The organism is Aquimarina sediminis, from assembly GCF_002895435.1.
Lineage (GTDB): Bacteria > Bacteroidota > Bacteroidia > Flavobacteriales > Flavobacteriaceae > Aquimarina > Aquimarina sediminis.
The window spans coordinates 104,804-128,471 of record NZ_POYJ01000004.1 but is presented as its reverse complement, the minus strand read 5'-3'; the positions used below and the strand labels follow the sequence as shown (position 1 = coordinate 128,471).

36 protein-coding genes are annotated in these 23,668 nt (G+C 31.6%); all 36 read left to right on the top strand.

Going from position 1 to position 23,668, the window contains the following annotated elements:
- The first annotated feature begins 132 nt into the window (after positions 1-132).
- The 36 genes from C1X07_RS11315 (at position 133) to C1X07_RS11140 (ending at position 23,665) form a co-directional block, all read left to right on the top strand.
- Complete coding sequence (locus C1X07_RS11315; RefSeq protein WP_128755252.1) at positions 133-696, top strand: hypothetical protein; 564 nt, start codon at positions 133-135, stop codon at positions 694-696.
- A gap of 33 nt (positions 697-729) precedes the next feature.
- Positions 730-2,424 (top strand): Lcl domain-containing protein, encoded by a 1,695-nt coding sequence (locus tag C1X07_RS11310; protein WP_103070131.1) that lies wholly within the window; start codon positions 730-732, stop codon positions 2,422-2,424.
- 8 nt (positions 2,425-2,432) lie between these two features.
- Entirely contained in the window at positions 2,433-2,879 is a 447-nt protein-coding gene (locus C1X07_RS11305) for a hypothetical protein (RefSeq protein ID WP_241507239.1), read from the top strand.
- A gap of 77 nt (positions 2,880-2,956) precedes the next feature.
- The gene (locus tag C1X07_RS11300) at positions 2,957-3,436 is read left to right on the top strand and encodes a hypothetical protein (RefSeq protein WP_103070130.1); all 480 of its coding nucleotides are present in this window, start codon (positions 2,957-2,959) and stop codon (positions 3,434-3,436) included.
- Positions 3,399-4,280, top strand: a complete 882-nt coding sequence (locus C1X07_RS11295) for an NADase-type glycan-binding domain-containing protein (protein ID WP_164914145.1) — start codon at positions 3,399-3,401, stop codon at positions 4,278-4,280. The genes C1X07_RS11300 and C1X07_RS11295 overlap by 38 nt, the downstream gene beginning before the upstream one ends.
- A gap of 15 nt (positions 4,281-4,295) precedes the next feature.
- Positions 4,296-4,637, top strand: a complete 342-nt coding sequence (locus C1X07_RS11290; protein WP_103070128.1) for a hypothetical protein — start codon at positions 4,296-4,298, stop codon at positions 4,635-4,637.
- A 39-nt stretch (positions 4,638-4,676) separates the two neighbouring features.
- A complete protein-coding gene (locus tag C1X07_RS11285; RefSeq protein WP_103070127.1) occupies positions 4,677-5,948 on the top strand; it encodes a PA3715 family protein in 1,272 nt (423 codons plus the stop codon).
- 3 nt (positions 5,949-5,951) lie between these two features.
- Positions 5,952-6,683, top strand: a complete 732-nt coding sequence (locus C1X07_RS11280) for a hypothetical protein (RefSeq protein ID WP_103070126.1) — start codon at positions 5,952-5,954, stop codon at positions 6,681-6,683.
- Between the two features lie 28 nt (positions 6,684-6,711).
- Positions 6,712-7,035, top strand: a complete 324-nt coding sequence (locus C1X07_RS11275; protein ID WP_103070125.1) for a hypothetical protein — start codon at positions 6,712-6,714, stop codon at positions 7,033-7,035.
- 81 nt (positions 7,036-7,116) lie between these two features.
- On the top strand, positions 7,117-7,416 hold the full coding sequence (locus C1X07_RS11270) for a hypothetical protein (RefSeq protein ID WP_103070124.1): 300 nt from the start codon (positions 7,117-7,119) through the stop codon (positions 7,414-7,416).
- Complete coding sequence (locus tag C1X07_RS11265; protein ID WP_103070123.1) at positions 7,406-7,846, top strand: hypothetical protein; 441 nt, start codon at positions 7,406-7,408, stop codon at positions 7,844-7,846. Before C1X07_RS11270 ends, C1X07_RS11265 begins: the two co-directional genes overlap by 11 nt.
- Before the next feature lie 25 nt (positions 7,847-7,871).
- Positions 7,872-8,555: a hypothetical protein gene (locus C1X07_RS11260; protein WP_103070122.1), complete on the top strand. Its 684-nt coding sequence runs from the start codon at positions 7,872-7,874 to the stop codon at positions 8,553-8,555.
- 18 nt (positions 8,556-8,573) lie between these two features.
- Positions 8,574-8,867 (top strand): DUF7677 family protein, encoded by a 294-nt coding sequence (locus C1X07_RS11255; protein ID WP_103070121.1) that lies wholly within the window; start codon positions 8,574-8,576, stop codon positions 8,865-8,867.
- Entirely contained in the window at positions 8,867-9,334 is a 468-nt protein-coding gene (locus C1X07_RS11250) for a hypothetical protein (RefSeq protein WP_128755250.1), read from the top strand. The genes C1X07_RS11255 and C1X07_RS11250 overlap by 1 nt, the downstream gene beginning before the upstream one ends.
- The gene (locus tag C1X07_RS11245) at positions 9,334-9,783 is read left to right on the top strand and encodes a DUF6756 family protein (RefSeq protein ID WP_103070119.1); all 450 of its coding nucleotides are present in this window, start codon (positions 9,334-9,336) and stop codon (positions 9,781-9,783) included. The genes C1X07_RS11250 and C1X07_RS11245 overlap by 1 nt, the downstream gene beginning before the upstream one ends.
- Before the next feature lie 10 nt (positions 9,784-9,793).
- A complete protein-coding gene (locus C1X07_RS11240) occupies positions 9,794-10,213 on the top strand; it encodes a DUF6678 family protein (RefSeq protein ID WP_103070118.1) in 420 nt (139 codons plus the stop codon).
- Entirely contained in the window at positions 10,200-10,835 is a 636-nt protein-coding gene (locus tag C1X07_RS11235) for a hypothetical protein (protein ID WP_103070117.1), read from the top strand. The genes C1X07_RS11240 and C1X07_RS11235 overlap by 14 nt, the downstream gene beginning before the upstream one ends.
- Before the next feature lie 3 nt (positions 10,836-10,838).
- A complete protein-coding gene (locus tag C1X07_RS11230) occupies positions 10,839-12,893 on the top strand; it encodes a leucine-rich repeat domain-containing protein (protein WP_103070116.1) in 2,055 nt (684 codons plus the stop codon).
- Positions 12,894-12,917: 24 nt separating this feature from the next.
- Entirely contained in the window at positions 12,918-13,181 is a 264-nt protein-coding gene (locus tag C1X07_RS11225; protein ID WP_103070115.1) for a hypothetical protein, read from the top strand.
- 4 nt (positions 13,182-13,185) lie between these two features.
- On the top strand, positions 13,186-15,243 hold the full coding sequence (locus C1X07_RS11220) for a leucine-rich repeat domain-containing protein (RefSeq protein ID WP_103070114.1): 2,058 nt from the start codon (positions 13,186-13,188) through the stop codon (positions 15,241-15,243).
- 113 nt (positions 15,244-15,356) lie between these two features.
- Positions 15,357-15,758, top strand: coding sequence for a hypothetical protein (locus tag C1X07_RS11215; protein WP_103070113.1), 402 nt, complete (start codon positions 15,357-15,359; stop codon positions 15,756-15,758).
- 17 nt (positions 15,759-15,775) lie between these two features.
- Positions 15,776-16,282, top strand: a complete 507-nt coding sequence (locus C1X07_RS11210) for a hypothetical protein (protein ID WP_103070112.1) — start codon at positions 15,776-15,778, stop codon at positions 16,280-16,282.
- A 10-nt stretch (positions 16,283-16,292) separates the two neighbouring features.
- The gene (locus tag C1X07_RS11205) at positions 16,293-16,724 is read left to right on the top strand and encodes a hypothetical protein (RefSeq protein WP_103070111.1); all 432 of its coding nucleotides are present in this window, start codon (positions 16,293-16,295) and stop codon (positions 16,722-16,724) included.
- A complete protein-coding gene (locus C1X07_RS11200) occupies positions 16,717-17,322 on the top strand; it encodes a DUF6714 family protein (protein ID WP_103070110.1) in 606 nt (201 codons plus the stop codon). The genes C1X07_RS11205 and C1X07_RS11200 overlap by 8 nt, the downstream gene beginning before the upstream one ends.
- Before the next feature lie 215 nt (positions 17,323-17,537).
- The gene (locus C1X07_RS11195; protein WP_103070109.1) at positions 17,538-17,918 is read left to right on the top strand and encodes a hypothetical protein; all 381 of its coding nucleotides are present in this window, start codon (positions 17,538-17,540) and stop codon (positions 17,916-17,918) included.
- Between the two features lie 25 nt (positions 17,919-17,943).
- Complete coding sequence (locus C1X07_RS11190; RefSeq protein WP_103070108.1) at positions 17,944-18,975, top strand: RHS repeat domain-containing protein; 1,032 nt, start codon at positions 17,944-17,946, stop codon at positions 18,973-18,975.
- 23 nt (positions 18,976-18,998) lie between these two features.
- Positions 18,999-19,292, top strand: a complete 294-nt coding sequence (locus tag C1X07_RS11185) for a hypothetical protein (RefSeq protein ID WP_103070107.1) — start codon at positions 18,999-19,001, stop codon at positions 19,290-19,292.
- A 3-nt stretch (positions 19,293-19,295) separates the two neighbouring features.
- Positions 19,296-19,802 (top strand): hypothetical protein, encoded by a 507-nt coding sequence (locus C1X07_RS11180; protein ID WP_128755249.1) that lies wholly within the window; start codon positions 19,296-19,298, stop codon positions 19,800-19,802.
- An 11-nt stretch (positions 19,803-19,813) separates the two neighbouring features.
- Positions 19,814-20,071, top strand: a complete 258-nt coding sequence (locus C1X07_RS11175; RefSeq protein WP_128755248.1) for a hypothetical protein — start codon at positions 19,814-19,816, stop codon at positions 20,069-20,071.
- Between the two features lie 3 nt (positions 20,072-20,074).
- Complete coding sequence (locus C1X07_RS11170; protein ID WP_103070104.1) at positions 20,075-20,818, top strand: hypothetical protein; 744 nt, start codon at positions 20,075-20,077, stop codon at positions 20,816-20,818.
- Between the two features lie 7 nt (positions 20,819-20,825).
- Complete coding sequence (locus C1X07_RS11165; protein WP_103070103.1) at positions 20,826-21,137, top strand: hypothetical protein; 312 nt, start codon at positions 20,826-20,828, stop codon at positions 21,135-21,137.
- A gap of 4 nt (positions 21,138-21,141) precedes the next feature.
- Positions 21,142-21,447: a hypothetical protein gene (locus C1X07_RS11160; RefSeq protein WP_128755247.1), complete on the top strand. Its 306-nt coding sequence runs from the start codon at positions 21,142-21,144 to the stop codon at positions 21,445-21,447.
- Positions 21,447-21,746 carry a hypothetical protein gene (locus tag C1X07_RS11155; RefSeq protein ID WP_103070101.1) on the top strand — a complete coding sequence of 100 codons (300 nt, stop codon included), beginning with the start codon at positions 21,447-21,449 and terminating at the stop codon, positions 21,744-21,746. The genes C1X07_RS11160 and C1X07_RS11155 overlap by 1 nt, the downstream gene beginning before the upstream one ends.
- A 29-nt stretch (positions 21,747-21,775) precedes the next feature.
- Positions 21,776-22,426: a DUF2947 family protein gene (locus tag C1X07_RS11150; protein WP_103070100.1), complete on the top strand. Its 651-nt coding sequence runs from the start codon at positions 21,776-21,778 to the stop codon at positions 22,424-22,426.
- A 2-nt stretch (positions 22,427-22,428) separates the two neighbouring features.
- A complete protein-coding gene (locus C1X07_RS11145; RefSeq protein WP_103070099.1) occupies positions 22,429-22,935 on the top strand; it encodes a DUF6678 family protein in 507 nt (168 codons plus the stop codon).
- Between the two features lie 34 nt (positions 22,936-22,969).
- The gene (locus C1X07_RS11140) at positions 22,970-23,665 is read left to right on the top strand and encodes a DUF6304 family protein (protein WP_103070098.1); all 696 of its coding nucleotides are present in this window, start codon (positions 22,970-22,972) and stop codon (positions 23,663-23,665) included.
- Positions 23,666-23,668 lie beyond the last annotated feature (3 nt).

The window sequence follows — 23,668 nt, the reverse complement described above, 5'->3', positions numbered from 1 at the left end:
TCACTTATTAATTCTAACACCTCGGAAATAGATTCTCTATTTTCTAACACACTCTTACGCAATACTTTTATCGTCATATAACTAAAATCATTATAAAAACTATGATGATTAATAAACCAAAAATACGATAAAATGAAAGAACTAAAATTTACAGCGCTACTAGGTGTACTAATCATACTAATGTCTTGCGGAGGAGCTAGTAAACAAGAAGCCAATGCAAAAGGATTTGAAGCAATCGAAGAAGAGATAAAAAGCAAATTTGGAGATGAAGCTTATTTCACTGATCTAATGATTACCCGAGATAAATCAGTTGGTAACATCATTGGAGTAACCGTAACAGAAGCTCCAGAATCTTTAAAAATGGGACAATGGAATTTAATGAGAGGTAGCTGGAAGCAAAACTCAGAAATATCTTTAGAAGTCCCAGAAGGAACAAAAGCCGTAGACTTTATGTTTCAATTAAACGAAAACATTAATCTCTCAAAATTAGGTGAGTTAGCCGAAAAGTCTAGCAAAAAATTGGAAGAGGAAAAAGATATAAAAAATCCAGCATTCAAAATGGCATATTTAAAATTTCCAAAAAATGGGGATATAGCTAAAACCGAATATGTCGTGGTGCTAACACCAGAAAATGGGGGGACTAATTTCACCTTCAAATATAAGCTAAACGGAGATTTTATTGAAATGGATTATTAAAAAAACACAATTGATTAAAATAAATTAAGGAATATGAAAAAAGCATTTACATTTACTAAGGGGGTGATCGTAACTTTACTATTAATAGGCTATAGTTGTAAAAGCGATGATGATCATCAAATAGAGGAACCCCAAATAATTAACCTTCAGGATTTAGAAGTAACTCTTGCCGAAAATCCAACCGTGGGGCAAGTTGTAGGAACAGTACAAAGTGATAGTAGCGATCCTTTAGCGTATAGCATAACAACGCAAACACCAAACGGAGCCATAAGTATAGATACAAGTACCGGAGAATTAACGGTTGCAGATGCTACTTTATTCGATTTTGAAACAAATCCTGTGATTACAGCTACGATTTCGGCAGATGAAGCTGCAAATACAGCAACAGTGACCATTAATCTTACGGATGTAGAAGTAGCTATTGAAGATTTAACAGTAGCCATTGATGAAAACCCTACCAATGGTGATGTTGTAGGTACGGTACAACCCAATGGAGGTGGAAATTTAAATATAACATCACAAACACCAGCAGGAGCTCTGAGTATAGATGCGAATTCTGGTGAGTTAACTGTTGCTGACGCTACACTGTTTGATTTTGAAACAAACCCTGTAATTACAGCATCGGTTTCTGATGGAGAGGCAATAAATACTGCTACTGTAACGATTAACCTTGCTAATGTAAATGAGATAACTGTTCAGGATTTAACGGTAGCTATTGATGAAAATCCAACCAATGGTGATGTTGTAGGCACTGTACAAACCAATGGAAGCGGAGCTTTAAACTTCAGTATAACATCACAAACACCGGCGGGAGCATTAAATATAGATGTTAATACAGGTGAGTTAACGGTTGCAGATGCTACCTTGTTTGATTTTGAAACAAATCCAACTATTACGGCAACGATAACCGTAGGTGATGGAATAGCTCCTGCGAATGCAACTGTTAATCTTACTAATGTAAATGAATTAAGCATTCAAGATTTTACTACCGGTATAGACGAAAATTCTCCAAACGGTACAGTTTTAGGAGCAGTTACAGCTACAGGAGATGGAACTTTGGTTTTTAGTATCACCTCACAAATACCAGTAGGAGCTTTAGATATAAATGCAAGTACAGGCGACTTAACTGTTGCAGATGCTACCTTGTTTGATTTTGAAACCAACACTAGTATTACAGCAAATATAACTGTAGGTAATTCTATAAGTACAGAAACAGCTGTAGTGACCATTGATTTAAATGATATACACGAAGTTGGAGACTTTAAATTTGGTGGTGTTGTGTTCTGGGTTAACGCAACAAATGATAGCGGTCTGGTGATTTCTGCTATAAATAATCAACCTTCTGGAGGACCTTGGGGGTGTCATGGGGTAAGCATACCTGGAACTAATTCAGCAATAGGGAGTGGAGCAGCAAATACGGTAGTAATTGAAGCGGCTTGTACAACATCAGGAACAGCAGCTGATTTTGCAGCTAACTTAGACTTTAATGGTTATGATGATTGGTTTTTACCTAGTAGAGATGAATTACTTGAATATTATGCAAATAAAAGCGTAGTAGATGCCGCTATGATAGCAAGTGGAGGAACAATACCCTATCAATTCCATTGGAGCTCTACAGAATTATTAAATAATACGGACAATGCTGCACTTGTAAACCTTACAACTGGGCTTTGGGGTAATTTTAATAAGAGTTTCAACTATGCAATCAGAGTAGTAAGAGCATTTTAATTAAAAAAATGAAGGGCAACATAATCTATGTTGCCCTTATTATAAACAATACTAATAATACTAAACAGATGGAAAAAATAATTACAGTTAAAGATCAATACAATTCGTTAGATACACTATACAATTACCTAAAAACAGCATCTTCATTTGAATGTTCTAAAGAATATGACAAATGGGAAGTCAGAACAGATACTAACGGACAAATGGCACAATGTGTTATTCTGAAAAAAAGCGCAATGCAAGCCATTAAGCTATATTTTATAGAAGATAATACAGTAAAAATAAATCATATCATACCAAGTTTGATTATGAATGCTTATTTTGGTAAGAGTGTAAAGGCGCGAAGAGATATTATTGAAATAGTTGCTGGAAAAATAAAGGGAGCTTTATTGCTGCCTTCTCAGAAAAAAGCTTTTCAAGAACTAGAAGCAGTAGTTAGCAAAGCAGCTGTGTAACTATTATTGTGAATTGACCTATACTATAAAATAGTTGGGCTATACCTACAATAAAAAACACTTGATGAAAATTACGAATGAAGAAACTTTTAATAATAGTAATTGTAATAACCCTGACGGGATGCGGAAATGGCTATTTTTTTGAGACAAAAGCAACGTATCAAGCAAGTGCTTCAAATCTTAACGTTGATGTCACTGCAGTAGGACATGTTTTAGATGGTGATGATCTTACTGATGGAGAGGCAACAGGTATGATTACAAGTTCAAAGTTTTCCGACACTATTTATTTTAAAGCAAATACGATAGAGTTTACATTGATCGGGTGTAATGAAGATAAAATCACGAATCCAACAAGTTTTACAACTTCATTAGTGTCTTGTCTTGATAGAATTAGATACTCTGGGTATAACAAACAAGAATTAGTGGAACTGGGAGAAGTTATTCAATCGACAGCTTATGGTCCAAAAGGCACCTATGTTCATGGACAAACTAATTTAATTAAGGTAATACGTGTAAATTTTGAAACAAATAGAGGGTATGCTAAAAATGATGAATAAACTCATACACATAATAGCAATTATATTGGTACTTAGTGCTTGCGATTCAAATAGAAAACAAGAAGCCAATATACCTGTTGATGTTATCAAAACAGATACAAGTACCACTATAACCGCTTCAAGATTAGATAAAAAACGAAAAGTTAGGTTAGCCACAATTGATACTGTAAGTATAAACGAAATAAAAAGATATATAAATGATGAGTTGCCCACTATTTTCGATTACTATAAACAAGAATTGGTAGAAGATTATAGTGCCTGGTCTGAAAAACTATTTGGGAGGTGTTGTTCAAATGCTGACCTTACTTTTAACGAAAATTTGTTTTTTAAAGTTACTTCTAACGTTGAGAATAAAAAATATCCGGTTACAAACATTTCGGATATGGATTATTCAACGGCTTATGTATTTAAACCTAATGCCGAAGTGAAAATTACCATACAATTGAATCTGGATAAATCTTTTTTAAGTGGAAAATATTCAAATAAAAAATTGCTCAATCCAAATGAGGTTATAATGAATCCGATAAAGCTGAGCCTAATCAATGGGTATGTGAAATCAGAGGTGCTTTTTTATGAGAATACTAGGGTTAGAGAAGTAGAAGTATATATCGATGATCAATTCATAGAAACAGTAGTTTTAATGGATACACCGTTAGTGCAAGAACTTGAAGTGGATGCAATTTTTAAAACAAACGATATCATTACATTAAAACCTATAAGCTTTTATAAAGGAACAAAATATGATGATGTATGTATTACCGAAATACAAACAAATTTGGGTAAAACGGCACTTCCTAGTTTAAACAAAAAGTATAATCTTATGGAATTGTTGAATAAAAAGTAAATTTAATGTTAACCTATGAAAACCCTAAAGCAAATTTTAACCTATTTAGTATGGACAGCAGTATCACTTATATTGGGTATAGTATATATGCGAATTGTTTTAGGATCCAACAACGCATCTTCTGAAGGGCTGTGGTTTTTGCTTCATGTTTTTTACAATTTTGGACTACTTTATATAGGAGCTATAATCGGTGGCGTAACCGCCCTTTTGTTTATTCTATTGGATGTTTTTTACCTGAAAAAGAAATTAAAAAACAATATACAAGCAACAATTATTAGATTTATGTTCCTCATTGGTATTACTATGGTTGTTGCCATCATACATTATGTGTTAGAGAAGGTTATTGATGTTATTTAGAAAAAAGAACCCTTCAAACTAATTGAAAAAAGTAAAAAAATGAAAAACCTGTACATTCTAATTTTATTGATATTAGTTTCTTGTTCTCAAAAGGCTAAACAAAAAGAAGAAGTCGTTGTAAAAGAGCAAGATGCCGTTGCAGAATCAATTAATGTGGCTAAAGAGGTTGATACTGTTAGTTTCAGAGAGGTCATCAGTAAAATTGAAACTAAATCAATTCCACGAATAGACGCTACAAATTTTGATAGCTTTATTGAAGAAGAAGATTATAGAAAAGTTGATGTCAAAGCTTTAAAACTAGAAAAAATATATCCTAATTTTAATAAAGAGGGGTATAAGTATAGAGCAATATACTGCTATACGATAGAATTATCTAAAGCGTTCTATTCTGTGGTAGTAACTACTCTTAAAGGCGATCACGAAATGGAATCAGTATTAATTAATTACGATTTACAAGGAAGTATCATCGATTCTAAAGTCATTGCTTACGATGAAATAGCCGAAGGTCAATCCAGAATTGAGTCTAAAATTGAAGAAAACAAATTAACCATTAATAATATTCTATGGATTGATGAAAAAAAAGTAGAAACAACATCCTTTCAGATAATGGCTAATGGTAAAATTAAGCCTGTTTTAAAAGAAGAAACTCTTATTGATAGCGTGATACAGCAATTAAACCTGGACAAACAAAAAATCAAAGAAGAGTTTATAGTTTCTAAAGTGCAACCACATAATCCTAATGAAACCATTGTAGTGATTCCAGAAATTGCAGGTGAAGAAGATGAACACCTTTTTGAGCTCAATAGCCATATTGTATTGGTTGATAATACCACAGGAAAAATAACACATAAATATTTTGAAAGTTCTAAGACAAATGGCTGGGTTTCTGATGCAGTAATACTATCCGAGATTTCAATTGATACTGCCCCTTACATCCTTGCCAAAGATACTAGGGCGTTGGGGGTACGAGTGTTTTACTATGGAATGTCTAAACCAAACCCATACAGTAACAGGACTATTTCTTTGTTTGTAAAGTCAGGAGACGCTTTAAAAGAAGTGTTACATTATGATGTAGAGGATTATGGTGCCGAATGGGATACCCAATGTGCTGGAGAATCTACGAGTGTTAAAAATACATTCATTATGTCTGAAGAAAAAACCAATGGATACTTTGATATTATTGTAAAAAGTAAAATCACGGAAAGTAAGACGTACGTAGATGAAAATGGAGAATGTGAAGAAGAAAAAGATAAAATCACCTCTAAAACAGCAGTATTGCAGTTTAATGGAAAAAAATATTTAAAAAAGTAATACATGAAAAACAATGCACTCTTTTTTTTTATAGGCTGTTTGTTTTTAACCCTATTTGGGTATGCTCAAAATGATCATTTAGAAACACAATTGAAACTGTTGAAAACCCCACCAGTAAACATATTTCCTTTGGATAGTGAGGGTTTTTTAAAAATGAAAAATGCTACATTTTTTACCAAAAATGGGGATACAGATGTGTTTGATATCAATAATGAAAACGTACATTTAATAGACTTTAATAATGATGGTCAAAAAGATATTATTTATCAGGATACTCGCCATTATACTACAACCGTATTACTGACAAAGAAAGATAATGATTTTGTTGAAATATGGAACGCACCAGGAGCATTAGTTGATATAAAGCAGGAAGAACAAACAACCATCCATGTTTTAAGTCGACCTATCGGTTGTTTTGATATGATGATGTTGTCAACGCTTGTTATTAATAGTGATAATACCCTTTCTGAAAATACGATAGCGCACTATTCGGATACAAAAATGAGTACAATTAATAAGGTACTCCAACAGGAGATAATTTCAGGAATCCTAAGAACGCGACCTGTTATAAATGATAATAAGAAAATAGACCCTTGTACGGGAGATCCCAAAACAGGAAACCAGATAAGAACAATAAAAAATAAAGAGGTTGTCGTTATTAAAACACAAAAAGAGTGGTTGTTGGTAATTTTAAAAGAAAAGGATCAAAGTATCATTGGTTGGGTGAAAGATTAATTGAAACAATAGCACAATTGTATAGCATATGACCAAACCAAGAAAAAAGAGAGGCTTTAGACCTATAAAGGTGGAAAATATTGAGTTTAACTGGCGCTTTCAAGGAACTATTGATGTGAGACCTAATTGTTGTAAAAACAATATTTTGACAATAGATTTTGGATGGTATGACGTATGGGAATTTGTAAATGACAAAGAAAATGAACCGCCCGAGTTTGAACCTAAGATAGTCACTCCACAATTTGTGAGTAATGCTATAAAATTTGCGTTGATTAATGGTTGGGATATAGAACGGTCGAATAGCAAGTTTAAAATTGGCTATAAAGACGAAGATTATAAAGTTATAGAATGATTTTTTAAACAGGTTAAAATAATTAAATAAACTACGGTGACTTATAAATATGTAAACATTCGATTTGATTCAAAATACACAATGTATACAAACACAATTGAATTAGTAGAATTTATAAAAACGATCCCTGAATTAAAACAAACAGATAAAGTCCAGTTTGAAAATACAGATGATTGCCCCTGGGGGGTGGTTTCGCTAATAAAATGCGATGATCACGGATGTTTTAGTTTTGATAAAAAGAAGCACGTTGCCCAAGTAAACCTGATAGAGTTACTGTTTTCTGATACGGAAGAATCACTTAGTCACTATCTGGAAATTGGTACCAGAATTGCCAAAAAATTAGATTGGAAAATAAGTGATGATCATAACGATGAAATATAACAAATCATACGAAGGCAGAACATTTGAAGCGTATATTGAATACCTTCAAACCATAAAACACAAGATTCCTAAAGCATTGTTTGATTTTATCTCCGATCCGCAGAGACATGATTTAGGAGAGAAAAGTTTACACGATTGTCGTGTTGAGAAAATTGAATATGAATGTGTTTCAAAAGGCAATTATCAACTATCTTTAATATTAGCTGGAGAGAATAGAATTTTTACAGTTAAATGTATGAACATTAGTCAATTTCATATTAACCAAGTAAACTTTGGTGACCTGTACAAAGATTTAATTACCTATGAGGTAGGAGTTGAGCAAGACACGTTTAAGAACGATAAAATCGTATTTAGAGCTAAATTTCCATTTGAAAAAGGAGTGATCGAAGTGTTTTCTGAAAAGATGGAGATAGATGAAGCTTTACAATAAAAAACATATGAACTAATTGAACCAAATGGCTAATTGGAATAACATAAGAAGGCTTTATAATGTAACCGAAATAGAACATGAATTCGGCTATCAGATGGATGAACTTATTGAAGTTGAAACGCAATTAAAAGTTAATATTCCAAAAATACTAAAAGAGTATTATCTCACTTTAGGGAAAAACGAATGTATTAATAAAAGTCATAACAGGTTATTAGAACCTAATAAAGAAATTCGATTATCTGATGATGGCTACTTGATTTTTTATGAAGAAAATCAAACAGTTGCATATTGGGGAATTAAAAAAGAGGATTTAGAACTTGAAAATCCGCCTGTTTGGGGAAATTATGGAACAAATGAATCTCCGGATTGGCATCTAGAAGCAAAAACAACCGAAGATTTTTTATTACTTATGGGAGTTTATAATGGAACATTAGGAGGTCTTAAGTACCATGCCAATTGTTTTGGTGAGATTGCCTCTGAAACAGTGAAAAAGATTCAGGAAAATTGGAAAGAGGTCAAAGAAATTAGTTGGGATAGGCAACGAATATATTCCCATAATTTTGAAGAAATTCTTAGCCTAAGCTTTGATGAGAAGAGCAATTGTACGGCTATTTTTATAGGAACAACTTATAAAGAACGATTTGATAACCTGTTGGAGAATTTGACTATTGATTGGTCTTATACTTCCTGTGAAGATGAAGAATGTTAAAAACAATAAAGATAAACAATGAGACTAAGCGAATCATTTAGCGGGGCACTACGAACCTTTGCCTATTTTATGGCAAGTGGCACACACTATCAGTTAAAAGGAATAGATTATCTACGACTGTATGGAGAAGAACCCAGTGCAATAGAGCAAGTCTTTGCCATATTTGCCAATGTGATTGAGTTAGATGAAAATGGAGAAGTTCTCAATGCCAAATATGCCGAAAAAAGAGCTGTTGACTACCTTCGCTCGTATTGTGATCCAAAATTTGAAGTAGCACCTCCTTATGAAGATTGGGAAATAGAATTATATTAATGATGTATAAGAAAAAAGACATAAAACGTACTACCCGTAGTAAAAGGACAATTGTAATGATGATACTGTGTTGTATATACTGTTTATCATCTCATGCACAGAAAGTAAAAAATCACTTAAACAAAAAACTCATAGCAAAAGTGGGGGCTATCTGCGAAGAAACACCAGATGATAATCCTTGTGCAGGTAGCGAAGTCTATTTATCGCTATTTTTTGATAAAAAACAGGTAGAAGTATCAGAAATAGAAATATCTACCTGTGGTCAGGAGTCCATATACGAAATAGGACAATATGACTGGCAATTGTTACGCAATAAAGAAATCAGAATTGATTTTATTCCAGCACAAACTAAAGGTACGTATGCAGAGCATCTATCGTTAGAGCTACGAGATAAAAAACTTGTTGCACTTATAACGCATTTGAATGGGAAGTTAGTCGAATACATTTTTGAAGAAAAAATAGAATAGTGGGAGCAGTAAAAACAGAAATAGAACAAGCCATAAAAACATTGAATTTGCAACCTGCAGATATCTGTTTGGTTTCAGATGGTAAAGGCTTGTATTTAGAACTGTTGAACCATTTTGTTACATCTGGTGATAGAAAATGGTGGTGGGAAGATTTTAGACAGGAACCATTTTATTTTATAGAATATAAGCGACCGTTTGAACATTTAATCCATATTATTCCAGAAAAGACCAATACAGTTTGGCTAATGGTAGAAGACGATGAAGAAGACTATTACCCTATTTATAACTGTAAACCTTCTGTTATTGGTAAATTAATAGGAGAATGCGGCGCGTTCGAGTATTATGTAATTGATCAAAACAAACAGTGGCTGATCTGTGAAAATCATAGTGATCAATTAATAGGAGTGGGGACAGCATTGAAATCAAAAAATAAGGATAAACTAAGATAAATACGTTCTGATGTCTAAAGTAGAGAAGCATCAAAGGCAATTAAGACAAGAAATAGACAACAGAGCTAGTTTTATGAATGCCACAAAATGGAAAGCCTTGTTTTCAGTGCTAAAAAATGTAAACCCGTCGTATCTCTTAAAAATAAAATTGCTTTTGGAAGATGAAATACGAGAAGTAACTATACCAAATTCAGAAGATTTTATCAGTGAAAAATATCTTGAAGAATATTGGGGTGTATTTGAATTAAAAGAAATAGAATGGATTTTAATTCCTTCTAAAATTACATTAGAGAGAAAAAATAGAGAAGAATTGTTAGTTCCAAAAGTAACGCATCAAAATATTGAAGTCATAGAAAAAGAACTTCAAAGTGGAAAACAATTTGAATATGAAAATTCAGATCTAGGATTAAAAATTTATGGATATCGATAGTAAAATAACCCTTAGAGATAAAAATAAGGAACAAATAACAGAGGTTTTGGTACACAGTTTTACAGATAATCTGGTAATAGGAACGATCATGTCTTATTCGTTTGATGCAGTATTACAAAAAAAAATAACAGAATTTGAGCACATTGTACAAACACAACAATTTAGTCTGTTAGATGAAGCAACCGCTCAATTAGATACATATAATTGGCAGATAGATGGTAAAGATTGGAAGATTTTTGATTTTCAGGTATTCAATACTAAAGACATCTCGTTTAGGGTTAAGAAAAAGAACAAGTTTAGTTCAACAGACTTTATAGCAGAACTCCAGTTTTTAACTACCGAACAAGGGGGGAGAAAAACTTTTGTTACATCAGGCTACAGACCTCATATAGAATTTGATGGATATCCAAATCACCTAACTTCAGGACAGCAAACCTATATCAATCAGGAAACGGTTGCACCAGGAGAAACCGTAAAAGCCGAAATTTCTATTCTGAGTAAAGACTATTTTGCCAATCGGTTGTATAAGGATATGATATTTAAATTTTGTGAAGGACCGCATACAATGGGATATGGAAAGATTATTGAAATAGTTAATATGGATTTAAAAGCGGCTAGCTAATAAATGAAAAACCAAATTCAACAAATAGAAGAACTCTTAGGTATTACACTTGAAAAGTATGATTACAAAAACGAGCATCAAGTAAATACCTATAGTACATGGACAAAAAGTACAAACATAAGAGAATTTGTATTTGAAGATATCAGTATTGAAAACATCAATGTATTACTGCCTTTTTCAAAGCACTTACATACCTTGAAACTAACCAATTGTACAGTTCATAGGATTAGCGAACTATTCAATTTTGAAAACTTAGTAAATATCACGCTGGATAATGTGACTATAACCAATGTTGAGGAACTAAAACACGGGGATACATGTAATACACCTTATAAAGGGTTCTTACAAGTAGTGGATTTAAAAAACATGGCAGTAGATCATTTAAGTGTGTTATTGCCTATGGCAAAAAATCTTATGTACATATATCTAACCAATTGTGTAATTAGTAATTTTTATGAAGTCAACCTGTTTCCTAAGTTATACCATTTAACATTGGATAAGGTCACAATTAACAGAAGTGAGCGGGATCACTATCATTCAATTATACCTGATAGAAAATTTTGGTTTTTATATCTTAAAAATATGGATATGGAAAACATTTCCGATTTTTCATCCATCTCAGAAACGATCATTGATATAGATATTATAAACTGTAAAATAGGTAGTATTAGAGAGCTTTATCAATTTCCTGCGCTAAAGTGTTTAACTATTGATGCCTTAACTACTGTTGATGATGTAAAACCAGTTACACCAAATTTACCTTTCAAACTTAAAGAATGTGTTATTCCTGCCATAGAAGAAGAAGCGACGGTAGAAACTTTTGATTTAGAAAAACTGAGAGCAATAGCTAGTTGTATACAAACACTTACCTTTAAAAATGATGACATTAGTAATGTGGCTAGTATTCAAAACTTCACATCATTAAAGGCATTACAATTTGACAACGTTACTGCCAACCTAAAAGACTTTTTACCCATATCAGAGCAGATCATATCTATTTCATTTAGAGAGTCAATTATTCAAAACAGATCACAGATACGACACTTTAAAAACTTAGCCATTTTAAAAATTGATGCTGATACTCGTGAGCAAAGTTTTGAAGATTTTAAAATGTTACTGCCTTTAAAAGATCAAATAAAAAAAATTGATCTTTGGGAGTTCTCTGATCATCATATGAATAATTTGGAGCTAATAGAACAGTGTACCGCATTAGAATCGTTGTTTGTTTTATGTGCTTCAAAAAAGGTGGCTAAACGCATTTTTACCTTATCCAGTTTAAAAAAACTATCCATACATATTCATGCCAAAAAAGAGAACGTATTTGATGTAAAAGCTCTTAAAAATATAGAAGAACTTTATATAGAAAGTGAAGAACTGATAAGATTAAAAGGAGTTAAATATCTTGAGCATTTAAAAGTACTAAGCCTAGACTCCTATTGTAATGCAAAAAGATTAGATCAAATCAAAAACTTACAATATTTAAAGATTACACCTTCTGTCAATATTAATGAGTTGCCCACGATTCCAACACTAACAAAGTTAAAAATAGAGGTGAATGAGGATTACGAAATTTTTGGTTTAGAACAGTTTCCTAATCTAACAGAGCTTTCTATAGAAGGAACTAATAAAATAGTACTAGGACATTTACCCAACTTAAAAGTGTTGGATGTTTCCAGTACATTTCCCAAAGAGATTGATTTTTTAAACAAGTTACCCAATCTGGAAAAGCTGTCTTTAGAAAATAATTGCTTGACAGAAGTAAAAGGACTCGATAAACTTACTAATTTAAAAATGCTAAATATTTCAGAAAACATGATTCAAAATATAGATGGGCTAGCAAATTTAAAAAGCTTAGAACTATTGAACTTATACGAAAATGAAATTTCTGAAATACGTATTTTGAATACATTACCAAGCTTAAAACAAGTAAATGTAGCAGGAAACATCATAGAAAAACCAGAGGTTTATGATCAATTAAATATGCCCGAAATAGCTGTCTTTTATGGTTTGCCCAAAGTACCTTTTTGGATATGGAAAGATCAGGATTTTGCACTGTAATATGTTAACAAAATAACCAATACGATGAATTTAGATGAAATAAAAAAAGAAGCTGCCCAATGTAAATTTGAGGATTTACAATCATTATCATTAAAAATTACGGAACTAAAAGATAAAGGTGTTTCATTTTTAGGTTGTGTAGCATTTGTCCAGGTCAATCAGGAAATTTCTTTAAAAGAAGCAAGAGAATTAATAGTAAAACTAGAAGCATATACTGAAGAAGAAAAGAGAAGAATAGAAGAGATGCATGCTGTAATGCTTAGCGAATTTAAAGAAGAAGAAGAATAGAGGTATGGACAAACTTAAAAATATAGAAGAGGCACTCGGTATACAGTTTGAAAAGCATGAGTATGGAAAAGAACAAACAAATGTATATGAAACTTTTGGGGAGGATAATAGAGTAGTTACTTTAAAAATTCATGATATAAGTATAGATAATCTAGATCTCTTTATACACTTGGTTAAAGAAGTATCCAGATTAACCTTTGTTAATTGTACAATAAAAGACATTAGTGATTTAATTAAGTTCGAGATTTTGTACGAATTTACTTTGGATAAGGTGGTCATTGGTAATATAGATGAGTTGTACAATACCAAGATTTGTACTACTGTTTATGATGGTAATTTAAAACATCTAAACATAAAAAATATGACCATTGACCATCTAGCTGTGTTACAACCCATGGCTAAAAGAATAGATCATATTTTTATTACAGACTGTACAATTCATAATTTTTATGAAGTCAACTTATTTCCTAAACTATACGATCTACGACTCAATGGGGTAACCATCAAACAATCTGAAAATGATATAATCCATAAAGCAAAACCAGATAGAAATTTTATCCGAATTTGTTTAAGAGATATGGTATTTGACACGATAGACATGTTTTTACCCATATCAGAAAACATAAAAGATATTGATATAAATGGTTGCACCATCAATACCATTAAAAACCTTCATAAATTTTCTAAACTTGAATTTTTGGAGATCGATTCTGGTACGTGCATCAAAGATCAAGAACTAGCCAAAGACAAAAAAACGACATTCCAAATAAAACACTGTAGTGTAGGGGAAGCTAGATCGAATACTAAAGCCAAAGTCGATTTACAAAATTTGGCACCTATAGCACATTATATAAAAAGTTTGGACTTTCATCAATACGTAACTGATGATATGAACTTTTTAACACATTTTACCCAACTCGAAACATTAGAATTTCATGATAGTGTGGTTACCACGAGTAATTTTAAACCAATTGCACATCAAGTAAAAGAAATAATTTTTGATCAGTCTCAATTGACCGAATCAGAATACCTGATACATTTTAAACAATTAGAAAAGATCACATTTTATACCAATCCACACGAAAAAGGATTGATCGATTTTAAAAAACTATTGCCATTAAAATATCAACTTAAAAAATTAAAGATTGATGAAGATGAAGTGGTAAATATCCAACTTATTAAAGAGTTTACAGCCTTAGAATCGTTAGATATGACCGTAACATCTATCGAAATAGCAAAAAGCATTTTAAAGTTTAAAACACTTAAAAGATTACGATTATACATAGATATTGAGCCAGAACCGAAAATCCCTGTAGCGCTTGATGTGACAGCTTTAAAAAGCTTAGAATCCTTAGAGCTTATGACCTATTTTTCTGTAGATTTTAAAGGCTTAGAGCACTTAAAAGAGCTTAGAAATCTAACATTTTATGGCAATTTAAAAAATGCAGCTCTAGATAAACTAGATAAATTAGAATATCTACAAATAGATGATGATACTGATATAAATATAATACCTGAAATTAAGTCGCTTAAGACATTAGAGCTAGATATTTCAGAAACGTATAAAGTAGGTTCTTTAGCACAATTTCCTAATCTCGAAAACTTAAATACTAGTGGGACTTCAATAATTAATTTAGGAAAACTAAACAAACTCAAGGTTTTGAAAGTAGAATGGGATTTGAATTTAGCAGATGCAAACTGTTTTGATAATTTCCCTAATCTTGAAAAGTTAGATCTAAGTTGCTGTAATATATCTCATGTAGAAAATTTAGAAAAACTCACCAATTTAAAAATGTTGGACCTTTCAGAAAATGGAACTATAGAAAATATTGACGGTCTAAAGAAGCTAAAGAGTTTAGAACGGTTGAATTTATATAGTAATAAAATTTCAGATATAAGTGTATTAAACAGCTTACCTAATTTAAAAGAAGTCAATGTAGCTGGTAATAAATTAGATAAAAGAGAATTTAAATCCCAGCTACAGAAACCAGAAATAGTAGTTTTTTATGGATTGCCGTATGTGCCTTTTTGGATATGGAACAATCGATATTTCGAATTGTAGAAAAATAAGAATGTAAGATTCAGTAATTTATTTATAACTAAATTTAGTTGTTTTTATGATACGAGCTAAAACTCTAATGAACATTTATGAGTGAGTCTTCGCAATAATTAAAAATGAAAATCATACTATTTATTATCATAACGCTTTTGGTTTTACCGATTCTTATTTTGCTAAGATATCGACTGGTTTATGCTAAAACAATTAGAGGAGAATCAGAAGTGAAATATAAAATGATTGACCTGGGGCAGAAAGATTTTTTTAGAAAAGGATTAGAATCTTTACTGGGAAGAAAAAGAGTGTTCTTAAGAACACAAAATAAAGATATCAAATGGATATATATTGCTAAAATGGATTTCGAGAACCTTCATCCCGAAAGCCCATTGAAAATGAAGGAGAACAATTATACCATACGGTTCAAATACGAAACAAAACGCTTAATTTTTGGAGGATATGCTTGTGCAAAAATTGTTTCCTCAGAAAGAATTAATAAAACTCCCGAAGTACTAAAATCTTAAAAACAATGATTTTATAAATGAAACTAACAACACCCATAAAAATTGATTTGCTAGAGTTTTTTAAGACAGGAAAGTTTGACTATCTAAAACTCGGACAAACTAAAGAATGGATTGTAAACAACTTTCCTGATCCAGATTGTTACGATCCTGATTTTTTAGCTGAAGAAGTTAATGTTTGGACTTATGGAGGTATTGAGCTGCTTTTTGAAAACAAAAAACTCTATGCAATATTTTCTGATTATTGGTATGAAGGAAAATTAGATGGCAGTAGCCAACTAGAATTAAACAAATGGATCTTCGAAGATGTCAGCCAACTCAATCTGTTGTTTGTTTTAACAAAACTAAACGAACATAATATTGATTATAAGAAGAAAACCGATAATCTTGGGATTTTGTTACGATTAAACAGTGGTATTGAATTAACTTTTGAAAATGTAGATGATGTTGAAGGATTAAATTCAAACGATTATCAATTAACCTCTTTTGCCTTGATAGCAGAGAATCCATACCGTTGGAAAGAGTAATAGTTTTATTATGAGCATTAGAGATCGATATACCGAAATAATTAATGGAATGAAATCTGATGATAAGCAGGTGCAATGGCATACTATGGTCAAGTGGTGTATTCTATGGATTGAGGAAGAAAACAAAAAATTAAAACCGCTTTTTGAGTTCATAAAAGAGTGTAAAGAAATTGGTTTCTGGGAACGCTATTATCCAAGCCAATCACATTATGCGTTAGGACTTTCATTGGGAAAAAACTATGAAGAGAGGTATTACTTGCCAATGGTGTATGTTAGTTATAATGTGGTAGAAAACAATTTTGCTATACAATATCAAAAAGGACAAGGAGGAGAAACGATTAGAGTAGTATATGGGAGTGAGTTATCCAAAAGTAACTTTAAGAGTATAGAGGATTGGTTGGATAATAAAAAGAATAATAGTAGAATTCTTGAAAATGAATAAAAAAGAAGAATTAATCCAGGAGATAAATGAAGCTTTTAAAGGAGTAAAGCTAGATAATGGTATAGGTTTATGGGAAGCACAAGGACATGATGATAGAGTAAGTGATGTAGAATGTAAAAAGCTAAGAGCTAAAGATGAAAAAGAAGATTGGAACAATATCCCATTAATTCATCTATATCAATGTAGTAGTTCATTAACATTTTTTGATGCCAAAGGAATGCGTTTTCATACGCCCATGTTTTTACTATATGCCATAGGAGTTTTTCAAAAAGAACAAGAAGAATTGCAAAAGAAAGGACTTTTGAATGGCTGTTCTGACCCTGATATTGAAAATAGGTTACAAACTATTACCGAATACGCTCAAGATTCATTAGAGTACCAACAATTATATACCGAACCGTTTTCATTATTTTCTGGCAAGCAATTAAAATGCATTATAAAATTCCTTGAGTTTAGATTGAGTGAACTAGAAATGTATTATAAAAGTAATGATGCAAAAGAAATAGGTTTATTACCTACAGCAGTTAAATACAACAAGGACTATATGCAATTGCAAGAAGCACTAAACTGTTGGATACATAATTTTAAAATCGAATAAGTATTGAAATGATCATGAGTATATTGATTTCGATCAAAGGATAACTTCAGATTTAGAACAATCTTCTCGTATTTAATAACAAGAAAACTTTTTAAGAGTCGATTTTTTACAAATATTAATTCTCCCTCTACGAATATAGGTTAGCTATAGTACTGTAACATAAATAAGCTTAAATTAGTTACATACTAAAAACGGTATAAACCTTTAAAATCAAAATGAAACTAAAACTACTAACCATCTTACTTGCAATTTCAACAATACTGCTTGGAGGATTAGCATACTGGTACTATTTGGAAGCAAATTTTAGTGCCAAAGTAATTAAAGATAGAGAATTAACAATTACGAATTACAAAAAAGTAGTTAATGCAATTGGAAGAAGTGGTGGTGTGCATGTCAATAAGCTAAAAACAGAACTAAAAAAGGAGTTTGATCTTAACGAAAGAATTGGCTATAGTGACCATAGTAAAGAATATTATTATGTCCTATATCCAAAGAAATATGAAGTGAATTCTAGAGAAATATGGGATTTTAGGGGGCTTGAATTAACTCTTGACGAACAAAAAGCGTTTAAAACCATACATATGTATAAACCTTAATAAAAAACATGCTCAACATAGTATTATGAAAAGATGTTTAATACATAGAATAAGCTCTGTAGTGGTGGTGTTATTATTAGTAATAAACGCGAACGCTCAACAAAACAGTAGTGTTCGTTTTGCAAACAATAGTATTGCTATAAAAAAGCAAAATGACTCTATTTACTTTTATAATAGTGTAGGTGAATTACGAAAGATTATTGATTTAAAAAACAAAAAAGTAACTCCTTTTGGATTACCTAAGGAAGTAGAAGACATTATATATAGAGGTGAAATCCCTGAGAGAGTTGGAGTTTCAGCAGAAACGTTCCCCATCTATTTGTATAAAGAAAGATATGCTGATGCAGGAGTTGTACTTTGTTCTACACAAATATTTTATAATAAAATGGGCTTAATAACAGGCTACAAAGAAATCTGCCCAGACGATACAGGGGGGGCAGATAATCATTTTGGAGACGAAAACATGTTTAAATACAATAAGTATGGGCTGTTAATAGAAAGAGAAGCGGCTGTATATAAGTATAATGATAATGGACAGTTGATTGAAAAAAATAATAGGAATAGGGGAACCAAAAAAGTGTATCGTAACACTGTGTATACCTATAAAAATGGGAGGTTAGCAGAATGTACTATACTTAAAATAAACTCAGATCCAGCTTATAATCAGACAAGTAAACGAAAATATATTCATAATAAGAAAGGCCTATTATCAGAAATTATAAAAAATGACAGGAGCAAAATTGTAATAGAATACAATGATCACGATAAAGTTACAAAGGTAAGCCAAGTAAAAACATGGAGGGATAAAGAGTATAAACACACCTATTTAACCTATTATTATGATGCAGAAAATAGGATTAAACGAGTCCAGGTGGATCATCAATCTAGTTATCCAGATGCAGACTTAGGTTTCATATATGATAAGAATGGAAATTTAATTCAAAAGACGAGGGATGGAGAAATAATAGCGAGTTTCAAATATAACGACAAAGGGACTTTAATTTATATAGAGAATAATAGAAGATGGGGAGAAGACAAAGGATTTGTTAAATATTAATCAACCTGTATTTAGAAACATAAATGTATAAAAAACCGACAATACAAATTGATTTTAATGAGATGATAGAATGTAATTTGGTTCTGTTATCAAAAACCGATTTCAAAATAGATTCAAACCAGAATACTATTAAACTAAAAGAAGGCATGAAAATCTGTGTATATATGGAAGATGAAGACGAATTTGGGAAACAAGACAATTTAATTGCCTATGGAACTGTAGAGCCCAACAACAGCGGTGCATTTACCACCTGTAAATGGAATATACGTATTGACGAAAAAGGAATTCGACACGAATCAGAATTACATAAAAAGTAAAATATGGCTAGCGGAAAACAAATACTACTATCTTTATTAAGTGAATATTCGCAAAAGATGACAGCGAGTAATCAGATAAAAAAAGTTACAGAACGCATAAAATCGGGCTTATTGTTACACGGTTCTACAGCAAATTTTATGTGGAAAACAGTTGAGCAATTAGCTTGGGTACAACAAGCACCAAATATAGAATTGGGAGATAATGAAGTAAAAGAACAAGGTCTGGGTCTAAAAGATGCTAATTTGCTACTATCGGATCTGTTTGGGTTAATAACCGAAAGCGAAGGAATTCCAGAAAATATAAAAGAGATGTATCCCGAAATTACACCAGAAGCCTACCAAGCGGGGACACATATCATTTGGTCATTATTAAAAGCACTAGAATGGTCTAAAACCTATGAAGGTGTAGAAAACTCTGGACAATTAGATATAAACGAAAAAGAACGATTGCTAAATCGCTACGAACAAAAATTAGTTGAATACAGAAACGATCCTGAAGATTTTTCTTAAATACTAGTGAGATGAAATATATATACTACATAGTAATTTTAATAATGGGATTGATAACCTCTTTTTGTATTTGGAACTACATCCAAAGAGCAAATTTTGAGTATAACACTGAGGGTAAGTTTCTATCCCTTGAAGAAGGAGTAGTTTATACCAAACAGGCAAAAGAAGTATATGGAATCCTTGCGCTTATTGGACTGATTCTGACAGGGATCATTGTTTATAGATTGATAAAAAAACATGTTGACACAACAACAAACCAACCCAAGTAAAAGATGATTAAAACACTAAAATTCGTATCTATACTCTTGATTTTTTTGAATTGCAAAGCACAACCAATAAAAGAAATTGGTATCGGAATTCTAGAGACCAATACTAATTTTGATATTTCATTATTTAAAAATCATACCGACACCATTCCTGAGGCAATATTGCGCTTAAAACAGATGAAAAACGGGCAGGTTCGTTATGAATCCCCTATTGTTCTAGATCCATATGTAATGTCCGAAGGTGAATCTGTTGAAGAGGCAGAAGAATTATTTAATAGTGGACTGGTTACTATAGGTCCTATATTAAAATTTATTGTTACCGAAGAAACCGCTACATATTTTAAGGTAATTGTCAATGAAGCAAAAGGAACTAAATACTATATTAAAAAAAATACCAAAGCCATATATCACAATACACGAAAGGATTTCGAAGCTAGTTTGGACGCAAAACCTTTTAATGAAGAATGGTTTATATATGAAACCTGGGAACGCTACCTTAAACGTGTAGAGTATATTGAATTAAATACACTTGAAGTTTACGACAAACCCAATGGGAATATTATTTTCAGTTCAAAATCAAATGACTTTTTCTCTTTCAATGTAGTTGCTATGGAAGGGGAATGGATAAAGCTTAAAAAAGATGAGCTTAGAGAATTTAACTTTGAAAAGGGAATAGATTATGAGGGCTGGTACCAATGGAAAAAAGGAAATGAATGGCGTATTCAAATTGTAGAATTCACTATAGAATAATAAAAACATGACCATAGAAGAAGCCAAAAAACATATACATCAAGAATTTGTTTCAGATGACGGTTTAGATGTATTGTTTAGAATGAGTTTTGATGTAGAAGAAGAAAGAATAACCGAATTTTTAAAAGCATTAAAGCGTTTAGAAGAACATTACACTAATGAATCTGTAATAGAAAAAAAACTGGTATATCAACTGTTTTCGATGCATCAAACACTAAAAGCCAGTATGGGACATTGGAAAGTAAGCCACCCTGAAGGATTAGATAGAAAAACCTGTTGGAAAATTTTTGATGGGATTAAAAGTATATTTTCAAGTTAAGCATATGGCATTAGATTTTCATAGACATGATAGTAATGAGTATTTGTTTGGACTCGACGACTCCAAATGCACTCATCTTGAAGTAATATTTAATGAATACAAACAATGGTCTGGAGTTTATATTGATCCCTATGGAGATACTAAGCTAACCGTTGATAATCAAAAAGTACTAATAAAAATTATTGATGCTTATATAAATAAGACAGACCTGAATGCAAACAAACAACAGACAATCGATATTTTAGAGTTTAGCACATTGCTGCAATACTTTTCTGGCAAAGGAACTGAAATAAAAATACTAGGAGATTAATGGGGTTTGAATATAAAATAATTGCAGAATTTTCTGAAAAACATATTTGTGAGATTCAAAGTTTACTTGAAGCTAAAAAAGAATTCGACAAAAAGCACGTGTTTGATACTATTATGTTTTGGGATTTTAGACTCTCTAACAATAAAGGTAAAATACCAAATATTAGTATCTCTTTTGAAAATGCCGGAGTATACATTTGTAGGTACGATACTAGTAATTTATGGGAAAACTTACAGGACTTAAAAGAATTTATAGCGTACGAAAATATTAAATACACAGTGCTGGATTATCAAGAATAAAGATCACCTTCATTAATTTGATGTTTTAAATGAGTATTGAAAAAATAAAACATATTAGAGACGAATTAAGTATTGGCTTAACTGAGGCTAAGCAATTGCTGATGGAGAATGGTTCAGTCGCATCTGCCATAAAAAAGTGGAAGGATAAACAAACTGAACTAGGAGTGCTTCAAAAAAATAAGAAGTACATAGATTTTAAAGACTGGTTTTATATTAAGGAATTTTTTGTTGAGTGTTCACAACGTTTTTTTAATGACAATGATTCGATTCCAAATAGAGTAAAACCGCTAACCGAAAACTATTCTAAACAACTTTGGAATGAATATGTTTCTGAAAAACACCGGCATTTAATACTAGTAAAATCAGATAATGATTGGAAGGTTAATAATGTTATATCTTTTGCAAAGGAGTGGAGTTGGGGTGCAAGTTGGAATGAAGGTGATTATCCTGCATTTGAAAAAAACGTAAAACATAGACTTGACTGGAAAGATGATGACATCATATACTTCTTCTGGGGTAGATATACAGCAACAGAAACAAACTGGAAAACCTTATACAAATACTGGATTCCATTTATGTACGAAGATGAAATGAATACTGTTGTAAACCCCAAAAGCAGAAACGTATTGATTATAGGTGTTAATGGAAGTATAGGAATTGGAGAAAGGAAAAACAGTTGATTATGGAAAGCGACAACAAAGAAAACATATACAGGTCAGTTAATTCATTAGGGTTAACCTTGTATGAAAAATACAAATATCTTACAGAAAATGATAAGGATATTGTAAAACTGAAAAAACAAATTAAAGAAATTGCAGTACGTAAAAACTTGTCATCCATAATGAACGATACTAAGTGGATTGAATTACAACAAGGGATAGAAGGTTTGCCCTTCCCGCCAGCATATAACGAAAAATTAATTCAGTGGGATAAAGCTAAATTTAGGTTTAATGATTATGAAAATGAACCTGCATTTTTTGGAAACTGGTCAAGCTATTGGGAAGAGGGACTTCCTATATTTTTTACTATAGAATGGCTCGAAATAAGACCTAAACACCAAAAATATCAAGGGCGTTTGGTGTCACCAAAAATAGTAGATGAAACAGAAGAATTGATTCAATTACTAAACAACCTAAATATCCCTTTTGAGCAAAACAATGGCTCTGTAATTATATATGGATATAAGTAGACAATAAATATAATATTACTGAAGAAAAAGTACGATGCGAAAATACATAGCAACATACCAAGATAAAAGAGGAACAGAAACGATCGATATAGAATCAGACGGTAGTGATATGTACTTTACGCTAAGAGATATAGAATTTGAAGGACATGATTTTGAAATGCTATCAGGAGAGATTGATGAAACCAAATTTGATTATGAAAAATATGAAGATGGTTCAGGTGACTTGACTAATTTCAAAATAACAGTTAACATACCCATACAACTGTTTAATGCGCAAACCAATAAAACGTTTACAGAAAACCTTACCGCATATATAGAAGTAGGAGAAACGACAACAATTGATGGTTTAGAAAGCGAAATAGATTGCCTGATATTGACCACTTCTTTTGGAGAGTTTATAGTTAAAAAGAAATTAGAATGGATGGAAGATGCCTTAATAGCTTTGCAAAATCAATTGCCCGAAAATATCTATCTAAAAACCTGTTTGAGTTGCAAGTATTCTAATTATAGTCCTTTTGGAAATGGTATGTTTGGAGGGATATACTGCTTTAATAAAATAAAAGAACAATTAGTCGAATTAAATGGTAAACATGACCTATTAGATATTTGGACAAAGGAAGCTATGGATAAAGGAGACATCTTTTCTGTACAAGAAACCTTTGATTGCTCAGAGCATAAACTACCTACTGAAGACGATTGGTATTATAAAAGTTGGACAAAATTGATATAAGAT

Bases quoted from the DNA above. Each gene is read 5' to 3' on its own strand.
- C1X07_RS11315 (WP_128755252.1), top strand. From the start codon at position 133: ATGAAAGAACTAAAATTTACAGCGCTACTAGGTGTACTAATCATACTA.
- C1X07_RS11310 (WP_103070131.1), top strand. From the start codon at position 730: ATGAAAAAAGCATTTACATTTACTAAGGGGGTGATCGTAACTTTACTA.
- C1X07_RS11305 (WP_241507239.1), top strand. From the start codon at position 2,433: ATGAAGGGCAACATAATCTATGTTGCCCTTATTATAAACAATACTAAT.
- C1X07_RS11300 (WP_103070130.1), top strand. From the start codon at position 2,957: ATGAAGAAACTTTTAATAATAGTAATTGTAATAACCCTGACGGGATGC.
- C1X07_RS11290 (WP_103070128.1), top strand. From the start codon at position 4,296: ATGAAAACCCTAAAGCAAATTTTAACCTATTTAGTATGGACAGCAGTA.
- C1X07_RS11285 (WP_103070127.1), top strand. From the start codon at position 4,677: ATGAAAAACCTGTACATTCTAATTTTATTGATATTAGTTTCTTGTTCT.
- C1X07_RS11280 (WP_103070126.1), top strand. From the start codon at position 5,952: ATGAAAAACAATGCACTCTTTTTTTTTATAGGCTGTTTGTTTTTAACC.
- C1X07_RS11275 (WP_103070125.1), top strand. From the start codon at position 6,712: ATGACCAAACCAAGAAAAAAGAGAGGCTTTAGACCTATAAAGGTGGAA.
- C1X07_RS11270 (WP_103070124.1), top strand. From the start codon at position 7,117: ATGTATACAAACACAATTGAATTAGTAGAATTTATAAAAACGATCCCT.
- C1X07_RS11265 (WP_103070123.1), top strand. From the start codon at position 7,406: ATGAAATATAACAAATCATACGAAGGCAGAACATTTGAAGCGTATATT.
- C1X07_RS11260 (WP_103070122.1), top strand. From the start codon at position 7,872: ATGGCTAATTGGAATAACATAAGAAGGCTTTATAATGTAACCGAAATA.
- C1X07_RS11255 (WP_103070121.1), top strand. From the start codon at position 8,574: ATGAGACTAAGCGAATCATTTAGCGGGGCACTACGAACCTTTGCCTAT.
- C1X07_RS11250 (WP_128755250.1), top strand. From the start codon at position 8,867: ATGATGTATAAGAAAAAAGACATAAAACGTACTACCCGTAGTAAAAGG.
- C1X07_RS11240 (WP_103070118.1), top strand. From the start codon at position 9,794: ATGTCTAAAGTAGAGAAGCATCAAAGGCAATTAAGACAAGAAATAGAC.
- C1X07_RS11235 (WP_103070117.1), top strand. From the start codon at position 10,200: ATGGATATCGATAGTAAAATAACCCTTAGAGATAAAAATAAGGAACAA.
- C1X07_RS11230 (WP_103070116.1), top strand. From the start codon at position 10,839: ATGAAAAACCAAATTCAACAAATAGAAGAACTCTTAGGTATTACACTT.
- C1X07_RS11225 (WP_103070115.1), top strand. From the start codon at position 12,918: ATGAATTTAGATGAAATAAAAAAAGAAGCTGCCCAATGTAAATTTGAG.
- C1X07_RS11220 (WP_103070114.1), top strand. From the start codon at position 13,186: ATGGACAAACTTAAAAATATAGAAGAGGCACTCGGTATACAGTTTGAA.
- C1X07_RS11215 (WP_103070113.1), top strand. From the start codon at position 15,357: ATGAAAATCATACTATTTATTATCATAACGCTTTTGGTTTTACCGATT.
- C1X07_RS11210 (WP_103070112.1), top strand. From the start codon at position 15,776: ATGAAACTAACAACACCCATAAAAATTGATTTGCTAGAGTTTTTTAAG.
- C1X07_RS11205 (WP_103070111.1), top strand. From the start codon at position 16,293: ATGAGCATTAGAGATCGATATACCGAAATAATTAATGGAATGAAATCT.
- C1X07_RS11200 (WP_103070110.1), top strand. From the start codon at position 16,717: ATGAATAAAAAAGAAGAATTAATCCAGGAGATAAATGAAGCTTTTAAA.
- C1X07_RS11195 (WP_103070109.1), top strand. From the start codon at position 17,538: ATGAAACTAAAACTACTAACCATCTTACTTGCAATTTCAACAATACTG.
- C1X07_RS11190 (WP_103070108.1), top strand. From the start codon at position 17,944: ATGAAAAGATGTTTAATACATAGAATAAGCTCTGTAGTGGTGGTGTTA.
- C1X07_RS11185 (WP_103070107.1), top strand. From the start codon at position 18,999: ATGTATAAAAAACCGACAATACAAATTGATTTTAATGAGATGATAGAA.
- C1X07_RS11180 (WP_128755249.1), top strand. From the start codon at position 19,296: ATGGCTAGCGGAAAACAAATACTACTATCTTTATTAAGTGAATATTCG.
- C1X07_RS11175 (WP_128755248.1), top strand. From the start codon at position 19,814: ATGAAATATATATACTACATAGTAATTTTAATAATGGGATTGATAACC.
- C1X07_RS11170 (WP_103070104.1), top strand. From the start codon at position 20,075: ATGATTAAAACACTAAAATTCGTATCTATACTCTTGATTTTTTTGAAT.
- C1X07_RS11165 (WP_103070103.1), top strand. From the start codon at position 20,826: ATGACCATAGAAGAAGCCAAAAAACATATACATCAAGAATTTGTTTCA.
- C1X07_RS11160 (WP_128755247.1), top strand. From the start codon at position 21,142: ATGGCATTAGATTTTCATAGACATGATAGTAATGAGTATTTGTTTGGA.
- C1X07_RS11155 (WP_103070101.1), top strand. From the start codon at position 21,447: ATGGGGTTTGAATATAAAATAATTGCAGAATTTTCTGAAAAACATATT.
- C1X07_RS11150 (WP_103070100.1), top strand. From the start codon at position 21,776: ATGAGTATTGAAAAAATAAAACATATTAGAGACGAATTAAGTATTGGC.
- C1X07_RS11145 (WP_103070099.1), top strand. From the start codon at position 22,429: ATGGAAAGCGACAACAAAGAAAACATATACAGGTCAGTTAATTCATTA.
- C1X07_RS11140 (WP_103070098.1), top strand. From the start codon at position 22,970: ATGCGAAAATACATAGCAACATACCAAGATAAAAGAGGAACAGAAACG.